The organism is Paenibacillus wuxiensis, from assembly GCF_040195695.1.
GTDB lineage: Bacteria > Bacillota > Bacilli > Paenibacillales > Paenibacillaceae > Paenibacillus_B > Paenibacillus_B suaedae.
In genome coordinates this window covers 1-19,214 of record NZ_JBEFZI010000009.1, presented here as the reverse complement: position 1 = coordinate 19,214, position 19,214 = coordinate 1, and the positions used below count along the sequence as shown (strand labels likewise).

The following is a 19,214-nucleotide window of genomic DNA, read 5'->3' as shown; positions in this document are numbered from 1 at the left end:
TTTGAGAGCTACACAGGTTCAACTGGATTGGCAGATGGCTGGTGGAATTTTGCGGAAGACGGAGTTATCGGAACCTATGGGATTGAGGAGAACAAAGCAATGGCTGGCATGCGTGCTCAAAGGATGGACGCCTCCTCTTTAAACGGCAAAAGCATGAGCCTCATGCAGACAGTAGCTGTCGAGCAAGGAAAAAATTACCTTTTCCATAGCCATATTAAAGTCGAAAAGATTTCTAATGCTAAAGTGAATCTAACTCTTGGGTTTTACGATGCCAATGGTAAAGTCGTTGGGTGGCCCGCTAGCGGCAGTATTAATGATGATACGAAAGGCGAGTTCTTCGTTCTGTCTACGAACGGAGTCGTTCCCCTGGGAGCCGTTAGGGCTGCCGTTCAAGTCAACATCATTGGCTCGAATGGCAAGGGTACAGCTTCAGTAATTATAGATAATATGAACCTAAATTATGCAAAGGGAAGGGATTGATATCTTTCCTACGAGAATACAGAGAAAGATGATTGTCATCTTTCTCTGTATTCGTTAATAGCAAGTCAAGGAGCGTTTATTTTTGTTAATTAGAACTTTCACGCCGCATCAAATTTCCATTGGCATCATAAAAATATTTAATTTCAACATTACCCGGTAAATAGACTCGGCTTAATCGTCCATTTGCATCATACTGATACTCATCTTTTTTTATAATATCATCTAGGGACCAACGCCCCGCCGTTATGGATTCCCCATATTAGATAATACTCTTCTTCATCGCCTGTTTTAAATGTGACAGTCTTTGTGCCCGTCTTACCCGCTTGCCCTGTCCATTCCGTCCAGCCTTTATCGCTTTTATAATCCGAACCTACTCCCCTAGCCGTAAAATAAAAGTAACCATTTTTTCCTTGTACAGGCTCTACAATGCTTTTATAAGAAAACGTCACCGCATAGGTTGTATTTTTTTCAAAATGTACTTTATTCGCGTTGGTATAAATCGCATCCTTCCACTCTTCTTTTGGGGAGGATTCCATGTACACAGAATGCTTTCCCGTGATGATTTGCTGCGGGTCGCTTGTTATCCTGCCGGCTCCCGCTACCGCCCCCATCCCTTTATCTATCTATTTTCACTACAAGTTCAATATTCTTGTTCATCCATTAAGCATGATACTTCTAACAGTTTTCTCCTACTATCTTCCCTCTGTTTCTTATGCAACTGAAATGCCTCAAGTTGTTCCGTACTAACAATGAACGTAAAGCAGTCGAAGTACATATGTGTAAGTTCTGCGTTCATTTTGCTCTCGTGAAGCACCAGTTCCCATAAGAATTCTTCATGTTTTGTCATTGTGTTATTTCCTCCCGTGACTTTCGTATTTGGTTACTCTCGTGGTTTCGTGTCTGCTCTGGTAAAATGTCCTTGGTTATATGTTTAAATTGGTGCGCTGCCTAAGAGCGTTGGGATGCGTGGGTTATTCCTTAGACTGCATTAACTTGCGTTCCCAATACCTGCGCTCGTACTCTTTTTGCTTATCTTTGTTTTTGGGTTTTTGCCGCCACTTCCGTCTATACTCTCTTTCATACTGACGACGTGCTTCTAATGCTGCTTGGCTTAGTTGTTTCATTTGTTTAGTCCTCCATCAATTCAATAACATCCTCATCATCCGATCTCTATGAATCCTTCATTATTTGCTGTCCCTATAATCTCGTCCAGTGGTGCAAGTCTTTTTGAAACCTTCCTACTCAATTCGCTTCCCCTCCAATTTTTCCAGCTCTGCACGTTGTGACACTAATAGTTGCTTCGTTTCCTGTATTCGTCCCTTGGCTCGCTGTACCATTAACACAGCTTCTTGTTCTGCTTCTTCTAGTTCTATTTGTTGACGAGTTAATACGTTATCGTTGTACTGTATTAAATCACGTAATCCAGATGCTTCACGTTCCATGCTATCTATTCGACGAAGTATTTCCAGTCTAGGGTATCCGTCTTTCTGGTCCGCTAGATGCTTATAAAACTCAGCCTGTTCCATTTGCTTGCTTATCTCTGTTGCTACATGTGGATTGGTGCTGCCAGAGCATCCCAACTCGTCCGCCTCTTTCCGTAACTCTCGTGCTTTCTGACAGTATCCTCTTACTTCCTCCATTACCCTCTCATACGCTGCTTGTGCCTGAGCAATTAATCCCAATGTTTCCTCTACTTCCTGTACCTGTTTTGCCATTTTCCTTTTCCTCCTTTGAATTCGGGCATGCAAAAAAGCCCTTTCCTACTCATGGTTCAAGTGGGAAAGAGCTTTTGAAAGTTGGTTGTATTGTACGATCCTACTATCACAATGTAAACCCAGTCTATATTTTTGATTGGGTTGTATGTGTTTTTGATCGAATAAGGGATTAGTCAGACACTGAGTACTCCCCAAAAAAACTTTTAACTGTAATTGTAATCTAATCCCTTACTAATCAAAGAGATTACAAACACTGGGTTCCTCAATCGGCTTTAAATCCTCAAAATACTTTTGCTTAAAAAGTTCTTTAATAGTCAAATAAATATATTCTTTACTAACTTCTTTAACCAACACTAAATTGGGCTCAATGGAAAAATACCCATATTCCTCTAACTCAGATTCAAAATCCTGCTGCAGTCTTACAAGGTCATACACCCTAATGTTATAGATCATGTTTGAGATTTTTACATAAATATCGTTTCTGTACCCCTTGTTGATAGCCTCATATTCAGCTAGTTCAGTATCTTCAAGAAAGAGTACCTTAAAATTCCCCATATGCGTTTCCCCCATTTTATCTATTTTACTGGTGATACTTTTATTTGATTTAATAATTCCTGAAATTGCTTAAGAGGCATATTATACGATGGGACTATTTCAAAATGCTCCAATCTGCTTCCTCTTTGAATTATTTTAAGTCCATCCGGTAAATTATCAATTCTATATGCACCACCAAATTTTGAAATAGTGTTTGGATTAGTATCCAAAGAGATTCCATGCGTTGTCTTAACTAAGCCTGTTTCCTTATCAATTTTCACCTCATTTGGTTTTACCTGGAACGAATTACCACCTCTATAAACATTTACATTACTATTACCGTAGTTAACAGTAACAGAAGTATTTTTTCCCGTCCCCTTAGACTTCAATCCCTTATTCATTGTAGACTTAAAGAACGTATCCATCTCTTTTTTCGTTATGTTAATTCCGGTTCCGGCAGGTAATCTATTAACGTTGACTGGGCGTTGATAAGTTACCCCACCTCCACCTGAATTACTCACTTTATAATAGGATGTTGGATTACTTGCTCCTCGTCCACAATTATGCGTCCAGATTTCTAATTCCGTTACAAAGTAATTGTGTACCCCTTGCACTCTAAAGTTGTACACGGTGGTTCTTTCATTTTTGATTTCAATTTTCTCGATTGGGTATTCCTTACCGTCTGGATCTTGTAGTTTGTCCCCTTCTTTTAAGTTTCTGGCCTCTACCCATCCTCCCTTTTCGGTTACCCAAAACGGATGCTCTGCTGTTGTTGTAATCGTTGTTCCATTCACGGTTACCTCATAGATTTCGTCTGTAACGCGTTGGAACAATTCCTCTACAGGATGATATCCTACTTCCCCAGTTTCCTCATCCTTGGTCTGTACAATATCCCCAACTTGAATATCCTCGATGGCTTTGTAGCCTTCATTTGTTTTTATCTTGGTACCCGCTGAGAAGCACATCATAGAACATAATGCTAGAGCTTGGAAATTACCACTTGGATCCGCATATTTTAACGGATTATTAGAAACATACGTATACAAGTTCAAACTTAGCGGATCATTGATGTCCCCTTCATACGTATCCTCATTAATAAACCGTTCATATCTATTAAAAGGGCCGATGACTGTCACCAGGTTGTTTCCTTTGCGATAATCATCACGGCAAGTAGCCCATTCGTTGCGGACAATATGCAGATAAATCCTGATAATATTTGGTCGGGCTATCTATCTCAAATAATGATTTGCCTTTTCATCTTCCCTATCGACATGACGTATTTTTCAGTTGCGATTGAATTCAGAAAATCTGTGAGAAAACGAAGATAACAAAAAACAGGTCAATCATGGTGGTAACTGACCATAATCAACCTGTTTGATGTAACGGAATAGCGTTATTTAGGTGATAATATTCAAGCATTTATGTGCGTACAACAGAAATGACGAAATCTTCATACGGGTATTACATTGGTTATATGTGTTATTGGTTGAATGATGGGTTCATTCGGCACTGGGTAGGGGGATGAAGTAAGACCTTGAGGATTCCGCCCCCAAGGCCAAGTTAGACATCACCATTTTAATTATAAACTTTATATTCTTTAGCAATTACCCACCCATTAAGACCATATGAAGCTGAAATCACATAATAGTTATACTTTTCATTTTGTAAATATTCAAGCAGATCCTCTATTTTTTCATAATACATCGGCCATGCGTAATCCTTCTCCTTCTCCAACAGTTCCTTGTTATGTTTAAAAAATAGGCTTACATCTAATGTGCTAATGTCAAGAATAATACTTCCCCGTAGCTGTGTTTCGAACACATGAGCCAGTGCATCATTAAACTCGATTTTGGTGATCACTGAATCTCTTTTACCATCTATCGTGTTCAATGTAATTCTGGACTTTTGGAAATCAACTTCATAGGATACAATTTTATTGTCGTGTATACTAAGCAATTTCCCTCTTACCTCCAAGCATAAATAATCGATGTTTTACAGTGACCGCTTCTTTCTGGAGTACCACTACTCCAATCCCAAGTATGTCTATGTGGGAATACGTGGCTATTATCCCCATTTGAGTGTTCATAATCAATACCTTCTTTTGCTCGCCCATTTTTGTCATAATATCTTCTTTGTATCAGTTTGCTGTTTTCATCATAAAGATCCACTGAGGAATTAGGTGTACCAGTGGTTTTCAAACTTCTAAACGTTTTCGTTTTCTGTACAGTTGTATGATTCTCATATGGCTTACCTTGAGAGCGTAGAGTAGAAGTATTACCCGTCCCCTTAGACTTCAATCCCTTATTCATTGTAGACTTAAAGAACGTATCCATCTCTTTTTTCGTTATGTTAATTCCGGTTCCGGCAGGTAATCTATTAACGTTGACTGGGCGTTGATAAGTTACCCCACCTCCACCTGAATTACTCACTTTATAATAGGATGTTGGATTACTTGCTCCTCGTCCACAATTATGCGTCCAGATTTCTAATTCCGTTACAAAGTAATTGTGTACCCCTTGCACTCTAAAGTTGTACACGGTGGTTCTTTCATTTTTGATTTCAATTTTCTCGATTGGGTATTCCTTACCGTCTGGATCTTGTAGTTTGTCCCCTTCTTTTAAGTTTCTGGCCTCTACCCATCCTCCCTTTTCGGTTACCCAAAACGGATGCTCTGCTGTTGTTGTAATCGTTGTTCCATTCACGGTTACCTCATAGATTTCGTCTGTAACGCGTTGGAACAATTCCTCTACAGGATGATATCCTACTTCCCCAGTTTCCTCATCCTTGGTCTGTACAATATCCCCAACTTGAATATCCTCGATGGCTTTGTAGCCTTCATTTGTTTTTATCTTGGTACCCGCTGAGAAGCACATCATAGAACATAATGCTAGAGCTTGGAAATTACCACTTGGATCCGCATATTTTAACGGATTATTAGAAACATACGTATACAAGTTCAAACTTAGCGGATCATTGATGTCCCCTTCATACGTATCTTAGTTAATAAAGCGTACTATATTCAATAAAGAGGACGGTAACCGTTTTCCAATCACCGCCCAACATTAGTATATCAACTTGCTTGTTTAATGGGTACTTCTGGAATCGTGTAAACTGCTTTAGTCTTCATTAAGCAATAGATGACATTAACTAGTTTACGCATAATACACACAATAGCTTGCTGCTTAGTCTTTCCTGCCGCCATTTTCTGCTCATAGTAAAAGTAGAAGTAAGGATTACGCGGCTCTCGTTTCCCACGTGTGACTGCTATCTGTCGAATAGCAAGTGCTTTTATAATATCATGAAGTTCACGATTGCCTTGCTTGCTCTTATAGTTTCGATGCTTGTCTCCTGATCCAACTGAAATCGGTGCAACCCCCGCGAATCGAGCAAGTTTGTCTGGATTAGAGAAACGATGAATATCACCTATCTCAGCCACCAATTCTGCCGCTGTTACAACATCTATCCCTGTCATAGATTCCAATTGAAAACCCAGTTCCTTCATAACGTCTTCAATCTCTTGTTCGATCCGAGTCTACTCTTTCTTATAGAAACGTATATTCCGTACCAGTCGTTTCACAATGAAATCCCGTTTATCTTGAAAATCCCGATTTGTATCGCCATCCTCAGCAATAAGATGGAGTATTTGCTCTGCTTTCTTGATTGATAGTCCATTATTGCTTAACTTTCGAAAGTATTTCGCCAGTTCCTCCGCCCCGACACCGGATAAATGCCTTGATGAGGGGTACTTGTGCCAGAAAGCTAACGCTGTCTTTCCATCTATCTCAGAAAAGAACTTCTTGTAACTTGGGTAATGGTATCCAAGCTGCTGATGAAGACGTTTCACTATTCCTGATAGGTTTTTAGCTTGCCATTTACGCTGAGTAACTAGCTGACTTATTGCCCAATACAAATCTACGGGCTTGGCATCTGGTAAATTCGGAAGTTCATCTCTTAATACCTTAGCCACACATTCCGCATCCCATGAATCAGACTTCTGAACAGTGACATGACTCTTACGCCTTGCATTTGCTAGTTTGGCATTGACCTCTTTCACCCAACACCCTTTTTCATTCAGGTAAACAGCTAACGCTCTGCCGTATCCGCCCACATCTTCCAAACCATATACAACTGATAGCCCGTTCTTCGTATATTTTTTTAATTTCTTCTCAAGCTGTGAAAATGCGGAAGGCTTGTTATCAAACTTGATTTCATCTAGCTTCTGATTCCAACAATCGATGATAACCGCTGTGTGATGCTGTTTGTGCAGGTCTACGCCCACGTAAACAAGCTTATCTGGCTGTATCATTACTGTTCGCTCCTTACATCAATTGAATTATATTGAATGGTTACAGATAGGTTAGAGCTGCATAAGACCAAGTAAGCAATACATAGAGAATCGTATGCACAAAGTTCCAACCCATACGTAACCACCCAATTTGGATGGCTTACAGCATGTCTGTAAATCAGGTCGCATCCTCAGTTCGAGCGGACAAGCCGCAAAGATACGCTAGCGAATTCTGATTCCTTCTATGCTTCGTTAAATGATTGCTTGGTGCATCCCTACAGCTTCAATATCTCCGTAACGGTACAAACCTTGATACAATTCCTTGCGGTCTAGTATCCGCTTCACTTGTACTTTCGTAAAACATTTACCTTGCTGCGTGGTATAGCCTTCCAGATTCAATTGTGATGCTAATTCAGACAGTGACCAAGATTCATACTGATCTCGCAAGTCGAAGAGCCTTCTAACAACTTGAGCCTGCTTATCATGGACTTCTATGCTTTTATGTCCTTTACAGGCTTTGTAACCATATGCCGCCCGTCCTCCTGCATATCCTCCTTGCTGTGCTTTCTTGTTACGTCCTCTACTCAGCTTTAGAGCTATTTCAAGTCGTTGATATTGGTCTAGTAATTCCATTAACCCATTAATCAGAAAATCATTCGGATCTTTCTTATGTATAGAATAAGTCGGCTGCTCAATGCTCTTCACATCTACGCCAAACTTCTTAAATTCACGATGAACCAACACTTTTACAATGTCAGACCGCCATAAACGGCTTGTATTCAGGACAACCACAGCGTCATAGGTTTGGGAGGCTAAAGCAGATAACATGTTCTGAAAGCCAATTCTGTCCACTTCAAGAGCATCCTCATCCACCTTCGCCCCACTGATACCTTCATCTGTAAATATGTCCTGCAAGTTCCATCCTTGCTCCTGACAATAAGAGCGGATTTCATCTTGTTGATATGTTAAACTGTAGCCATCCTTGGCCTGTCCACTTGTTGAAACCCTGACGTAACCGATGACATTCATGCTGTTTCCTCCCTGCCCGTTACGATAATTGAGATTATTGTAACGCTTAGTAGATACAATCACATTATATATCTACTAAGCGATACATTCAATAACTTTCATCATCGTTTATTTCTTCGTATAATAAAAGAAGATTTTCCGAAGAAAGAAGGTTAAACATGCCTGTAGTTGTTAAGCTAAAAGATATCCTTGCAGAAAGGAACCTGTCACAGCGTGAACTAGCCAGACTTACAGGGCTAAGACCTAACACGATTAGCCATTTATGTTCAAATGAAGTTGACAGAGTTCATCTAAGCACTTTTGAAGTTATCTGTAAGACACTCGATATACAACTTCATGAATTAATTGTCATGGAGGATTGATCCAATTGGATTACGCTACTGGTACTTTACTCACAACACCAACTAGTATTGCACATGGTATTGCAATCGCATTTTCCCATTGCTCCGCCGCAACGCTATCAAAGTCAAGAGTAGGACGTGTCCTCATTTCTTTTTCGATTTCCCTACGATAATATCCAGTGACTTGTCATTGCTCAAGGTCACCGTTCATTATTCCATTAATTCTTTCGAGTAATTTGGGTTTAAGCTTCTCAAGTGAAACCAGATGAGAGCACAAATAGTACTTGTTAAACGAGGGAGGATACTGAACCAACATGTGGAGCGGTATCTTCTCCGTAGGAGCGTAAACAATTTCAAACCTCGTTAATTCTCCCGATATTTTCTTCCCTTGCTTCTCTGCTTTCTCTAATTTCTTATCGTAAACTCTACAATATCCTGCGACTTGCCGTTGATGCCTCTGATTGGAATATCGAGTCCCCTTCCAAGTGTGCATGTTCCGCCCTGTTAGAGATAGTGTAAACAATTCAGTTATAGGTAACGGAATATCGAATGCTACATCGCATCGAACAAACAAAACATCACGGCATACTTTTCTCAAAGGCAACAGCCATAACTTGAAATGAACTAAACTTTCAGGATGACATTCAATTCTTAATGCGTTCTTTCTTGACTTAGGAACAAAGGCAAGCTGATAAGAAATGTGTAAGTAATGACCTCCATCCCTCACATGTAAATGATATTTAAACCCTTTCTCCTGCAAATTGAACCTAGCATTAAAATGGGTACGTAAAGTTGAGTGAAATTGGTTGAAGAAATCCCAAAATACATCCGTAAAATCTACTACAATTCGATCAATTGAAACTTGTATGTCTTTCATACTCAGCCCCCAACCCGAAATTTTTTAACGAATTTCGGACTATATTAGAGGGCAATGTGGCTAGCCTTCATTGCCTTACCTGTTCTATGTTAACTGGCACGTTACCAAATTGTTCTTACAGAATAAACATCGCTACAATATATCCAGATAGTTGTTATGCAAAATGATATTTTTTGTTGTTACTCCACACCCTAGTAGTCGGACTATGTATCTTCAAAGTTGCGATATTCCCTTTCTCGCCCTCCCTATCAGTTTGGAAGGACTGTTCATTGCAATTTTATTTACAGCATCAATACATTTCGGAAAAACTGTGAAAAAGCGAAGGTAAGGTATTTGCATCAAAACACGGTGGTATCTGATGATTTCGGGGTTATGACAATAAAGGAGGTTTGTCATAAAGGGGGATATTATTCAACACTTATATGTGCGTACAACCGTATAAGAAAAATATCATACGGGGTTGATGAGGGTTCGGTTCTTTCGAGACATGCCACCCAATTCATTCAGCACTGGGTGGGGTCAAAGAAAAAACCTTGAAGGGACTAAAAATCCCAACAAGGTCTTAATTTCATCATACACCTTACTTGTCAAAATCATTTAACCAGTTTTCAACTTAGTTCATTACCAAGTCAGCTATAATTATTATTATACCTATTGGTAATGTAATGAATCCTCCAACTCTAACTGCTTCTCGTGTCTTAACACCGAATGGTTTCATGCTCAAAATTATATCCGGGATAGTAATTTGAAGCAGTGAATAAATCACAGCTACAACCCCAATTAATGTTAATGGACTCATTAAGCACCCCTTTCTTCTACCACCCTTTTCCTCCTATCATATCTAACCACTCTTGAGCACTAGGAGCACCCACATACGATGGTGATATTGCACCTTTTTTTCCTAGATTGAATGGTAAGTCCCAAGTTGCTGAATATTCCTTTTCCCCTGAGATTGGCAATAGATATATTTCAGCAGCAGCTCCAATCCCCCCACCAACAGAGAATTCCAAATATTTCATATCCGATTTAAGGCTAGCCTCGCCGAGAAAAAAGGCTCCATAAGAAGCACCTGCATTACCTGTCCAACTATTCATTTTCCCCGTTGAATCGTTAGTTTGTGAAAATCCTCCTGTTAAAGATATGTTTGCTCCTCCTTGACCATAAGTTGAGATATAATACAATTTAATTTTATCATCTTTGATTTCTGCACCTAGTTTTCCTCCAATAGCAAGAGATGCCCCCGCTTCTGCCTTAATATATGCAGAAATACCAACAAACTGAGTTTTCCTTATTCGTTCAGCCCATGAATGCATACTGTTTTGATAACTTTTCCACGTATCTACACTGTTACAGCCCTTACATAGCATTCCCGTTCCTTTGCCTGATTTTATTGCTGAAATCTGTTGTTGGGCATATGCCCAGTTATTTTTTGCTTGTGAAATTAACTTGGCTGCTTCATCTGCATCTTTTGGCATCGATAATGTCGCACCGAAACTATCTTTAATATGTCCACTTGGATCTAACCATCTCAATGGATTATTTTCCACATACGTATACAGGTTCAAACTCAGCGGATTCTTGATATCCCCTTCATACGTATCCTAGTTTATAAAACGGAACTTAGAATAAAGAAGGTGGCAACTGGATCTCTCAACCAATTACCACCAATTATATCATCCTACTTGCACTCTCGGAATCGTTGGCATCTCATAAGCTGATTTCTTCTTCATCATTGCGTAGATGATATTAATCAACTTCCTCATGATACATATAATGGCTTGCTGCTTTGTTTTCCCCTCGGACATCCGCTGTAAATAGTAAGCATGAAAATAGGGATTCCTCGGCACTCTTTTAGTACGAGTAACGGCGATCTGACGGATAGCAAGGCTTTTGATGATGTCATGCAACTCTCGGTTTCCTTGCTTACTTTTATAGTTGCGCGACTTATTTCCTGAACCAACCATTACTGGAGCAACACCAGCAAAACGAGCCAGCTTATCCGCTGTTGGAAAACGATGAATATCACCTATCTCTGCCACAAGTTCCGCTGCTGTCACAATATCTATCCCTGTCATGGATTCTAGTTGGAAGCCAAGCTGTCCCATCAACTGCTCGATTTCAACTTCAGCCCTAGCAATCTCTTTCTTGAAAAAGCTAGCTGACCTCACCTGACTGACCACAACCGAATCACGTGAATCTTGAAAGTCACGATACGTATCACCATCAACGGAAATAAGAGATAATATTTGACCAGCCTTCTTATGGGAAAGCCCATTATTGCTATGGCTTCGCAGAAACTCAGCAAATTTTTCCTCTGACAAGTCTTTCAATTTGTGCGGTGAAGGATATGCTTCCCAGAAGGCTAACGCCGTTTTACCATCAACTTCAGAGAAGAACTTCTTATAGCTTGGATATGGGTAACTAATCTGTTGATGTAGTTTCTTTACCGTTGCAGTTAGGCTTTTGGCAAACCATTTCCGCTGCGTGACAAGCTGACTAATCGCCCAGTACAAATCGATCGGCTTAGCATCAGGTAATCGCTCCAGTTCATCTCTCAATACCTTTGCAACACATTCAGCGTCCCAACTGTCCGACTTCTGAACCGTCACATGGCTCTGTCTTCTAGCATTTGCTAGTTTGGCATTGACCTCTTTCACCCAGCATTGATTTTCTTTAAGATACACAGCCAACCCTCTGCCGTAACCTCCTACATCCTCAAGCCCATAGACAACCGACAATCCTTTTTTGGCATACTTCCTAACTTCCTTAACAAGCAAGGGAAATGCAGACGGCTTATTATCGAATTTAATTTCTCCTAACTTTTTGCTCCAACAGTCAATAATGACGGCTGTATGATGCTGTTTATGTAGGTCAACTCCTACATAAACGAGATTCTGCTGCTCAATCATTTTCCTCCGCTCCCTCTGTATTTGAATTGTTACTAATGAGTTTGATTCCAGTTCAATCAAGACTCGTTGCTACTCAGACACTTGCTCCGTATGTATCAGCCCATTAGTAACCACTCAAACGAGTGGCTAGAACAACAATGGTTAAATAAGTTTGCATCCTCAGTTCGAGCGGTCACTGCCGCAAAGACACGTTAGCAATATCTCATTTATCTTCAATGCGTTCCTTGACTAAATAATTGCTTGATGCACTCCATCTGCTTCGATCTGTCCGTAACGATACTTTCCCTGATAAAATGCTTTACGGTCTAGGATTCGCTTCACCTGTACCTTGGTGAACATCCTTCCTTGCTCCGTAGAGAACCCTTCTTCATTCAATTTCTCAGCTAATGCCGATAATGACCATGTAGGATACTGCTCTTTAAGACAGAATAATCGCTGAACAATGGCTGCTTGCTTCTCGTCAATAACGATTTTCTTTGAACCTCGTTTCCCCTTATAACCAAAAGGAATACCGCCACCTGCAAACTTGCCTTCAGATGCTTTCTTATTTCGCCCTCTACCTAATTTCATTGAGATTTCTAATCGCTGGTATGCATCCAACAACTCCATAAGACCGTTAATCAAAAAGTCTGATGGGTCTTTCTTAAATATGCTGTATGTTGGCTGCTCGATGCTTTGGATGTCAATGTTGTGCCTTTTCAATTCACGATGAACAAGCACTTTAACTAGATCACTTCGCCACAATCGGCTAGTGTTTAGAACAACCACGTAATCAACCTTATTGCTAGCTATGAACGACATCATATCTTGAAAACCCTCACGTTCGACTTCTAAGGCTTCTTCATCCACCTTCGCACCGCTTATGCCTTCATCAGTAAAGACATGAACCAGATGCCATCCTTGTCGCTTACAATAGGCTTTGATCTCATCTTGCTGGTAAGACAGGCTGTAGCCATCCTTCGCTTGTCCTTGTGTACTAACCCGAACATAACCTATGACATTCATTGGATTACCTCCCTGTTAACCCTAGCGTTACACGAATTAGAATTAATGTTACTCCAAAGAGTTATACTCTTAAAAGTATATAACTATTGTATTACCTTTAAGCGTATATATCAATGCTAGAATGGATAGAATATGATATAGTACGGTTAACAGTATGATGTATTTAGTGGAGGATTACTTTCCCATGAAATTAAAAATTAGATTAAAAGAAATACTAGCCGAAAAAGGGATTTCTCAGCGGCAACTCTCTTTACAGATGAATATTCGACATGCAACGATTAATCATCTATGTTCCGACTCTGTTGATCGGGTTTATATCCGAACGTTAGAAGCCGTTTGTGAAGCTTTAGACATTTCGATTCATGAACTAATTGTTGAAGATCAGGAAGCATAGACATTTAAAAATTCATCCATAGTCGGTCGCTGGATGTGCTATGCCCTTTTCTCCAATTCATTTCAAGCCTTTAGATGTAAACCATCCCCCCGATAACAGTTATCGTGATGGTAAACATTTTTTGATGCAGTGGATTGATTTCTCTTAGTTTTCACGTACAATTATAATTATGTTATTTTTATTTCATCCATCATCATGGACTTTTTATCGTTATCGGCAAAATAACGTGTCCCTGTCTGAGAGGATGTGTTTCCTAGCTGTTTATAGCTAATGGACTTAGGCAGTTCCCTTTGGGAATTGTCATTTTTTTTGCCGTGCTCTTGCGAATGGCATATGTTGACGGTTTATATATCTGCCTTAGCGTCGATTCGTCTAACATGCGTTGCAGCATTTGGAAGCCAAGCATGGTTTCGATCTTGGATATGTCTTCTTTGTTTTCCATCAACCAAGCTAAACCTATGTCACTAGCTTCTGTTGGATATTCGATCTGACCAAGCACCTTGTCTGTCATGTAGTTAAAGAAAGGCTTGGCAATCAATTCAATGGCTTTCCTTGTAGGTGCATACTTTTTCATGTCGTTATCGCTCGGATTGACTTCAAGTCGCAATATCCCCTTGGCACGCTCGATAATGTCACTTGATTCCTTAGCTTTCGTGACTTGCTTATGCTTGTCATAGAACATGATTCTACTACTCTTATTCCAATATTCTACAGTCTGATCTTGGTTGTACATAGTCGTGTTCTTATAGGCTAACTGCTGTTTGCTTAGTAACCTCACGTAATCACCGACATTCTTACCAACTTGAAAATTCCAGCAAACATCACATCGACTGACCGTCCATTCGGAATGTGGAATATGAATATGAAATAACTGCTGTATTCTTTCTTGTAATCTATCGAAAAATAGTGGTATATCTTCTTCTTCCAACATTGTTACATTGTCTCCATATAGGAACTTGGGAATGGAGACTTGGATATGTAGAGTTTGACTACTCTCGATATATTTTATATATGGAATTTGTTTATCGTAAATCGTATAACTTGTATTTAACGCACCTGTTTCCTTGCTTAAAAATGTAACAGCCTTACCAGTGAGCTGATTCAATGTCCCTGAATCAATGTAAACAGGTCTTACTTTCAACCTTACGGTGTCAAACATATGTAACCTTCTCTCTTTTTTTAAGATAATCTAGAATCTTGAATGTAATTGGATATGTTATAAGAATGGGCGACATAGTTACATCATCCTCACCCCCTTTAAACTTTATTATCTAATCTTCAAGCCACAGTAAATCATACTTCTTCAGAAGCTTATACAATTCATTACGGAAATTTTCTTCATCTTCATCCCACACCATAAATCCTGTAATACCCATGAAATACATCATGGAGCGTAATGCTTCAATCCGCCTGTCATGCTTACTCTCCCATTCTAGTTGCTGCTCAACATTTAAATTATTTGTTACAGATTCATTGAGTACATTTGAAGTTCTTTCAAGTATCTCGTATCCTTTGTTACCTTTGTCAACAGAATACAGTTCATCATATAAAACACCTTGAAGCCGAAGAATTATCTTCTCAATTTTCAATTCATCATAAATCATTCGTTTCTCTTCTTCATAAGGGTCAATCGACCTTGTATACTCATGTTCAGTTCCATCTGCTTCCGTAAAATAGTCAGGTATTTCAAATGAATCCCGTCTCGAAATTCGATTAAGATAGTCCAATCGCAGTTCGATTTCCTCAGTTTTTGTTAACTCCTTTTGAAAATAATCTGCTTCTAATTTGAACAGCTTAGACAGTGCTTCAAGCTTGGCTTTGGGAATGGGTCTCCGTTTACTCAACCAATCTGTGACTGTTGATGGCGTGATCTCCAGCTTCTCAGCTAATTTCTTATATGTTCCGTTGTATAGCTTTACGATGTATTCAAGTCCGATCATATTTATCACTCCAATCATATTGACGTATCAATACGTCTTGAAATAAATATACCACCTGACGTATTGATACGTCAATAGTTTGGCATTAATATTTGCAAAAAGAAAACCACATGGATTTGTTACACTCCCATGTGGCTATAAGTATCATTTGATTATTATCTTTTCAAATTCCATATACAATGTTGCACCCGATGAAAATAATATCTCATGAGATAATAATTTCCCATCTACGTCAAGTAATTCGGACGTTATGCAATCGTGAATACCTAAAAAATCTATACCACTATCATCACCAATATAACTAAATTTAATAGTTTTCACTCGTTTATAATAGATAGTTTGATTCGTCTTACCAGCAAAAACTAATGTTATATTAAGTGGATGCGTTCCTCTTGCACTATCCTCAACCTCTAGTTTTTGGAACCTCAAATCGTGCAAACTATTCTCGCTCACAGCCTTCCAAACCTTTTTTGAAACTCTCTCCTTTATCAAAAACAGTTCATTTTCATAATGCTGGAGCGCTTCAATCCATAATGCATTTATTTTTTTGTCCTCTTCGCTCCCTAAACTCACTTCTTTGAAAAATACTTCTTTAAAATATTTCATTTGTATCCTCCAATTACGGAACTAATGCAGGTCTTGGTATTCTAATAGGAATATTTATTGAACCACTCGGCACATTTATTCTAACACCATTTAAATAATACAAAAAATTGCCCTTGTAATCATTTATATCAATCATTCCGGTTTCATACATCATTTTAAAACTAAAAAAATCCGATTGCGTACTAAAGTATACTGCTTCACTTTCACTAGGATAGTAAGCGAGAAACGGATTATTCGGTACATACGTATACAAATTCAATCTCAGGTACAGCATTGATGAGCATTAGGTTCTTTCTAGACATGCCGCCCGATTCATTCCGCACTGGGGGGATGTTAAAATAAGATAAGCTCACTAAAATCAATATTTCTGTAAACCTTGAAGGAAGTTATCCTTCAAGGTTCAATAACTATTTTTCTATTCCTGTTTTCTTAAAATACTCATCATAGGCTTCGTGGATTTTTTCACGACATACATCTTCCCATATTTTCTTCAAATCTGCGATTTTGACTTCATCTGCATCATAAGGGACCATTTCGCCACCAAACCCAATCCAAGCATCCGAATCCGGTACTTCACCAAGTTCAGATGAATATGCAATCTCATGAGGCGCATAAGTAAAGCCAAGGTGCTTGCAATTGTTTTCAAAACAGTGATATCCCGTCTCACCAAACCCATTTTTACAATAAATAGGTTTCTCTCCAATTTCTTCATCTTCAATGAAACTTTGAGAGCAATATAATTCTAAAAGTATATGCTTGATTGTCATTGACTCACCTCATCTTCTAGTACTTATGGTCAGTAAGCACCTCAATAACATTAATGTTACCAGAGGAATCTTTGGTATAAATTATTCTTCCTGCTCCTCTGCCCTTCCCAGTACCTTTAATATCTACTGCCCATTGTCCTTTTCTATTGTTTGATAGAGCGTGATCATTTAAACCACGTGTGTCCCCCTTCTTTAAGGCTTCGATAGCACTGTCATATCCTTTTCTTGCTTCAGGCGAAAGTTTTTTAGCAACTCGTTCAACGGATTTAGATATGGAGACATTAAAACCACAACTATTATGCGTCCAAATACCAAGATTAGAAACAAAGTACGTATGGAAGTCTTTCACCTTAAAGTTATAAACCGTAGCATGTTCCTTTTTAACCTCAATATTCTCAATGGCTGATTCATCGCCATTCGAAGTTGTCAGGACATCACCAACCGCAAGATTCTGTGCTTCCACCCAACCTTTGCCGACAATCCAAAACGGATGTTCATCTGTAGTCGTAATGACTTCGCCACCAACAGTAATATTATACGTTTCTTCAACGTCACGTTGGAAGAGCCATTCAACTTCTTTATAAGCCATCTCGCCCGTCTCATCGTATTTAGCTAGAACCTTATCACCTACCTCAATTTCCTCGATAGGTTTCTCCCCTTCGTCTGTTAATACCTTCGTCCCTGCAGTAAAGCAATTGCACTTTGCTAGTACTTTTGCAGTAGCTTTACTGATTTTGTTTCCTGCTTTAATTAATTTTGCCGGAGGAAAAAATCCCAACAACGCAAGTCCCTTATCTCCTAATGGGCTATTAGGATCCAACATGGTATTTATATCATCTAGTGCATAGAAATTAGCGCCTTCAACTACCAATGTTTTACCTGCTTCGGCCTGTGCTTTTAAAATCGTGTCGCAATGCCCCGGACTCGCTGCACACGTCATTGCAGGTGTTGGTGCCATCGGTATCCCAATATGTCCACTCGGATCTACGTATTTCAACGGATTATTCTTTACATACGTATACAAATTCAAGCTCAGCGGATTCTTGATTTCTCCTTCATACGTATCCTCATTAATAAACCGCCCTACACTTGGATCATACCATCTTGCACGCAAATATTGCAGATTCGTTACTGCGTCCCAATATTCGCCCGAGTAACGGAAAATGTTCGGAACCTGTTCCTCTTGTACCAATGGATTGCCCCAGATATCGTACGTATAGCGGTTCAATACATTGCCTTGTGCATCCCGAATCTCCGTAATGTCGCCGTGTCCGTTGGATACGTAGTATTGCATGCCTTGTCCCGGAATCTGACGAGCCAGCAGCTTGCCGTAGTCGTCATGGACATAGGATGCGGTAATCGTGACGCTGCCATTCGCTTCTACCTTACCTTCTGCTACAATCTTTGCCCGATCATCATAGTAATAGCGGGTCGTTACGCCCCCTTCGGTTCGTTCTACCATAAGGTTATCCCCATTATAGCGGTAGCTGACGGCTTTGCCGTCCTCCGTCGTTACTTGGGTCAGGCGGTTACGGCTGTCGTATGCGTAGCTTGCTCCCTTGATGTTCGGTGCCTGATCGCTTTGCAAAGTGCTGCGGTTATCTCGTTGATCGTACGTATAGGCCTCATTGAATTGGCTTGAGGTCTTGATTCGATTCAGTTGATCGTAGCTGAACTGGAAGAACGCTCCGTTATCATTCTTCGCTATGATGTTGCGATTGTTATCATAGGTATAGCTGTAGTTTCCAAACAACGCATCTCCTTGCTTCTGCTGGATGCCCGTCCTGTTCATTCCATCATAGGAATAGACTTCATTCAGTCCGCTCGAAGACTTCAAATCAGCAATCCGATAGGAGTCATCATACGAATATTCAAATCGAGCCAGCTCTCCTACGGTGCCATCCATTACTCTCATGCTCCTTGGCACTGAAATCGAGAAGAGTCGCTCCGTTTGACTTGCCAGACGGTAGGCGCCCGACGCTATAGCTTGCTCTTCGCGCAATCCCCGCTTCTCGTAATTGAATGACAACACCGTCTTGTCCGGATACGTAATGGATGCGAGTTCACCCGACGGATAATACGTATAGCTTGTTGTCCCTGTCTGATCCGTCATTGTCGTCCGTTTGCCTGTCGCGTCATAGCTATACGAAACTCTTTCGTCCGGCGCAACGACGGCCGTCAGGAAGCCCCGGCTATTGTAATCGAACTGTTGGATCTGTCCCTTCCGATCAATGCTCTTGATCACGCTGCCGTTGCCGTCATAATAGAAGCGTTTGCTTTGCTTGTTCGGATCGGTTTGCTCCAGCAGGCGGCCGATGCCGTCATGCCGCTT

21 protein-coding genes and 1 pseudogene are annotated in these 19,214 nt (G+C 40.0%); 3 read left to right on the top strand and 19 right to left on the bottom strand.

Going from position 1 to position 19,214, the window contains the following annotated elements:
- Positions 1–480, top strand: a 480-nt coding sequence (locus ABN764_RS20735) for a hypothetical protein (RefSeq protein ID WP_446672982.1), incomplete at its 5' end; no start/stop codon positions are given.
- Between the two features lie 218 nt (positions 481–698).
- On the opposite strand, the gene ABN764_RS20730 is transcribed toward ABN764_RS20735, so the two are convergent.
- The 10 genes and pseudogenes from ABN764_RS20730 to ABN764_RS20685 form a co-directional block, all read right to left on the bottom strand.
- A complete protein-coding gene (locus ABN764_RS20730) occupies positions 699–1,022 on the bottom strand; it encodes a hypothetical protein (RefSeq protein ID WP_446672981.1) in 324 nt (107 codons plus the stop codon).
- A 98-nt stretch (positions 1,023–1,120) separates the two neighbouring features.
- Positions 1,121–1,327, bottom strand: coding sequence for a hypothetical protein (locus tag ABN764_RS20725; protein ID WP_446672980.1), 207 nt, complete (start codon positions 1,325–1,327; stop codon positions 1,121–1,123).
- A gap of 124 nt (positions 1,328–1,451) precedes the next feature.
- Positions 1,452–1,604: a hypothetical protein gene (locus ABN764_RS20720; protein WP_446672979.1), complete on the bottom strand. Its 153-nt coding sequence runs from the start codon at positions 1,602–1,604 to the stop codon at positions 1,452–1,454.
- 114 nt (positions 1,605–1,718) lie between these two features.
- On the bottom strand, positions 1,719–2,195 hold the full coding sequence (locus ABN764_RS20715) for a hypothetical protein (protein ID WP_446672978.1): 477 nt from the start codon (positions 2,193–2,195) through the stop codon (positions 1,719–1,721).
- Between the two features lie 231 nt (positions 2,196–2,426).
- A complete protein-coding gene (locus tag ABN764_RS20710) occupies positions 2,427–2,750 on the bottom strand; it encodes a hypothetical protein (RefSeq protein ID WP_446672977.1) in 324 nt (107 codons plus the stop codon).
- 20 nt (positions 2,751–2,770) lie between these two features.
- On the bottom strand, positions 2,771–3,865 hold the full coding sequence (locus tag ABN764_RS20705; RefSeq protein WP_446672976.1) for a polymorphic toxin-type HINT domain-containing protein: 1,095 nt from the start codon (positions 3,863–3,865) through the stop codon (positions 2,771–2,773).
- A 439-nt stretch (positions 3,866–4,304) separates the two neighbouring features.
- Positions 4,305–4,685 carry a hypothetical protein gene (locus ABN764_RS20700; RefSeq protein ID WP_090509556.1) on the bottom strand — a complete coding sequence of 127 codons (381 nt, stop codon included), beginning with the start codon at positions 4,683–4,685 and terminating at the stop codon, positions 4,305–4,307.
- 8 nt (positions 4,686–4,693) lie between these two features.
- Positions 4,694–5,689 carry a polymorphic toxin-type HINT domain-containing protein gene (locus ABN764_RS20695; RefSeq protein WP_446672975.1) on the bottom strand — a complete coding sequence of 332 codons (996 nt, stop codon included), beginning with the start codon at positions 5,687–5,689 and terminating at the stop codon, positions 4,694–4,696.
- Between the two features lie 110 nt (positions 5,690–5,799).
- Positions 5,800–7,035: pseudogene (locus ABN764_RS20690) on the bottom strand (IS110 family RNA-guided transposase).
- A 231-nt stretch (positions 7,036–7,266) separates the two neighbouring features.
- Positions 7,267–8,043 (bottom strand): recombinase family protein, encoded by a 777-nt coding sequence (locus tag ABN764_RS20685; RefSeq protein ID WP_446672974.1) that lies wholly within the window; start codon positions 8,041–8,043, stop codon positions 7,267–7,269.
- Between the two features lie 158 nt (positions 8,044–8,201).
- Here ABN764_RS20685 and ABN764_RS20680 point away from each other — a divergent pair, with 158 nt between their 5' ends.
- Positions 8,202–8,405 (top strand): helix-turn-helix domain-containing protein, encoded by a 204-nt coding sequence (locus ABN764_RS20680; RefSeq protein ID WP_446672973.1) that lies wholly within the window; start codon positions 8,202–8,204, stop codon positions 8,403–8,405.
- Between the two features lie 166 nt (positions 8,406–8,571).
- Here the strand turns inward: ABN764_RS20680 and ABN764_RS20675 are convergent, their stop codons facing one another.
- The 4 genes from ABN764_RS20675 to ABN764_RS20660 form a co-directional block, all read right to left on the bottom strand.
- A complete protein-coding gene (locus ABN764_RS20675; protein WP_446672972.1) occupies positions 8,572–9,261 on the bottom strand; it encodes a replication initiation factor family protein in 690 nt (229 codons plus the stop codon).
- An 815-nt stretch (positions 9,262–10,076) separates the two neighbouring features.
- Positions 10,077–10,793 carry a hypothetical protein gene (locus ABN764_RS20670; RefSeq protein ID WP_446672971.1) on the bottom strand — a complete coding sequence of 239 codons (717 nt, stop codon included), beginning with the start codon at positions 10,791–10,793 and terminating at the stop codon, positions 10,077–10,079.
- A gap of 141 nt (positions 10,794–10,934) precedes the next feature.
- Complete coding sequence (locus ABN764_RS20665) at positions 10,935–12,170, bottom strand: IS110 family RNA-guided transposase (RefSeq protein WP_446672970.1); 1,236 nt, start codon at positions 12,168–12,170, stop codon at positions 10,935–10,937.
- A 228-nt stretch (positions 12,171–12,398) separates the two neighbouring features.
- Positions 12,399–13,175, bottom strand: coding sequence for a recombinase family protein (locus ABN764_RS20660; RefSeq protein WP_446672969.1), 777 nt, complete (start codon positions 13,173–13,175; stop codon positions 12,399–12,401).
- Between the two features lie 184 nt (positions 13,176–13,359).
- Between ABN764_RS20660 and ABN764_RS20655 the strand changes: the two genes are divergently transcribed.
- On the top strand, positions 13,360–13,569 hold the full coding sequence (locus ABN764_RS20655; RefSeq protein ID WP_021259370.1) for a helix-turn-helix domain-containing protein: 210 nt from the start codon (positions 13,360–13,362) through the stop codon (positions 13,567–13,569).
- Between the two features lie 253 nt (positions 13,570–13,822).
- Here the strand turns inward: ABN764_RS20655 and ABN764_RS20650 are convergent, their stop codons facing one another.
- The 5 genes from ABN764_RS20650 to ABN764_RS20630 all read right to left on the bottom strand — a co-directional run.
- Positions 13,823–14,728, bottom strand: a complete 906-nt coding sequence (locus ABN764_RS20650; protein WP_446672968.1) for a hypothetical protein — start codon at positions 14,726–14,728, stop codon at positions 13,823–13,825.
- Positions 14,729–14,840: 112 nt separating this feature from the next.
- Entirely contained in the window at positions 14,841–15,509 is a 669-nt protein-coding gene (locus tag ABN764_RS20645) for a helix-turn-helix domain-containing protein (RefSeq protein WP_446672967.1), read from the bottom strand.
- A 144-nt stretch (positions 15,510–15,653) separates the two neighbouring features.
- On the bottom strand, positions 15,654–16,115 hold the full coding sequence (locus ABN764_RS20640) for a hypothetical protein (protein ID WP_446672966.1): 462 nt from the start codon (positions 16,113–16,115) through the stop codon (positions 15,654–15,656).
- A gap of 407 nt (positions 16,116–16,522) precedes the next feature.
- Positions 16,523–16,882 carry a hypothetical protein gene (locus ABN764_RS20635; protein WP_446672965.1) on the bottom strand — a complete coding sequence of 120 codons (360 nt, stop codon included), beginning with the start codon at positions 16,880–16,882 and terminating at the stop codon, positions 16,523–16,525.
- A 16-nt stretch (positions 16,883–16,898) separates the two neighbouring features.
- A partial coding sequence (locus ABN764_RS20630) for a polymorphic toxin-type HINT domain-containing protein (RefSeq protein WP_446672964.1) occupies positions 16,899–19,214 on the bottom strand: 2,316 nt, incomplete at its 5' end.

Coding starts and splice junctions, on each gene's coding strand:
- ABN764_RS20725 (WP_446672980.1), bottom strand. CDS start 1,327: ATGACAAAACATGAAGAATTCTTATGGGAACTGGTGCTTCACGAGAGC.
- ABN764_RS20720 (WP_446672979.1), bottom strand. CDS start 1,604: ATGAAACAACTAAGCCAAGCAGCATTAGAAGCACGTCGTCAGTATGAA.
- ABN764_RS20715 (WP_446672978.1), bottom strand. CDS start 2,195: ATGGCAAAACAGGTACAGGAAGTAGAGGAAACATTGGGATTAATTGCT.
- ABN764_RS20710 (WP_446672977.1), bottom strand. CDS start 2,750: ATGGGGAATTTTAAGGTACTCTTTCTTGAAGATACTGAACTAGCTGAA.
- ABN764_RS20685 (WP_446672974.1), bottom strand. CDS start 8,043: ATGAATGTCATCGGTTACGTCAGGGTTTCAACAAGTGGACAGGCCAAG.
- ABN764_RS20680 (WP_446672973.1), top strand. CDS start 8,202: ATGCCTGTAGTTGTTAAGCTAAAAGATATCCTTGCAGAAAGGAACCTG.
- ABN764_RS20675 (WP_446672972.1), bottom strand. CDS start 9,261: ATGAAAGACATACAAGTTTCAATTGATCGAATTGTAGTAGATTTTACG.
- ABN764_RS20665 (WP_446672970.1), bottom strand. CDS start 12,170: ATGATTGAGCAGCAGAATCTCGTTTATGTAGGAGTTGACCTACATAAA.
- ABN764_RS20660 (WP_446672969.1), bottom strand. CDS start 13,175: ATGAATGTCATAGGTTATGTTCGGGTTAGTACACAAGGACAAGCGAAG.
- ABN764_RS20655 (WP_021259370.1), top strand. CDS start 13,360: ATGAAATTAAAAATTAGATTAAAAGAAATACTAGCCGAAAAAGGGATT.
- ABN764_RS20650 (WP_446672968.1), bottom strand. CDS start 14,728: ATGTTTGACACCGTAAGGTTGAAAGTAAGACCTGTTTACATTGATTCA.
- ABN764_RS20645 (WP_446672967.1), bottom strand. CDS start 15,509: ATGATCGGACTTGAATACATCGTAAAGCTATACAACGGAACATATAAG.
- ABN764_RS20640 (WP_446672966.1), bottom strand. CDS start 16,115: ATGAAATATTTTAAAGAAGTATTTTTCAAAGAAGTGAGTTTAGGGAGC.
- ABN764_RS20635 (WP_446672965.1), bottom strand. CDS start 16,882: ATGACAATCAAGCATATACTTTTAGAATTATATTGCTCTCAAAGTTTC.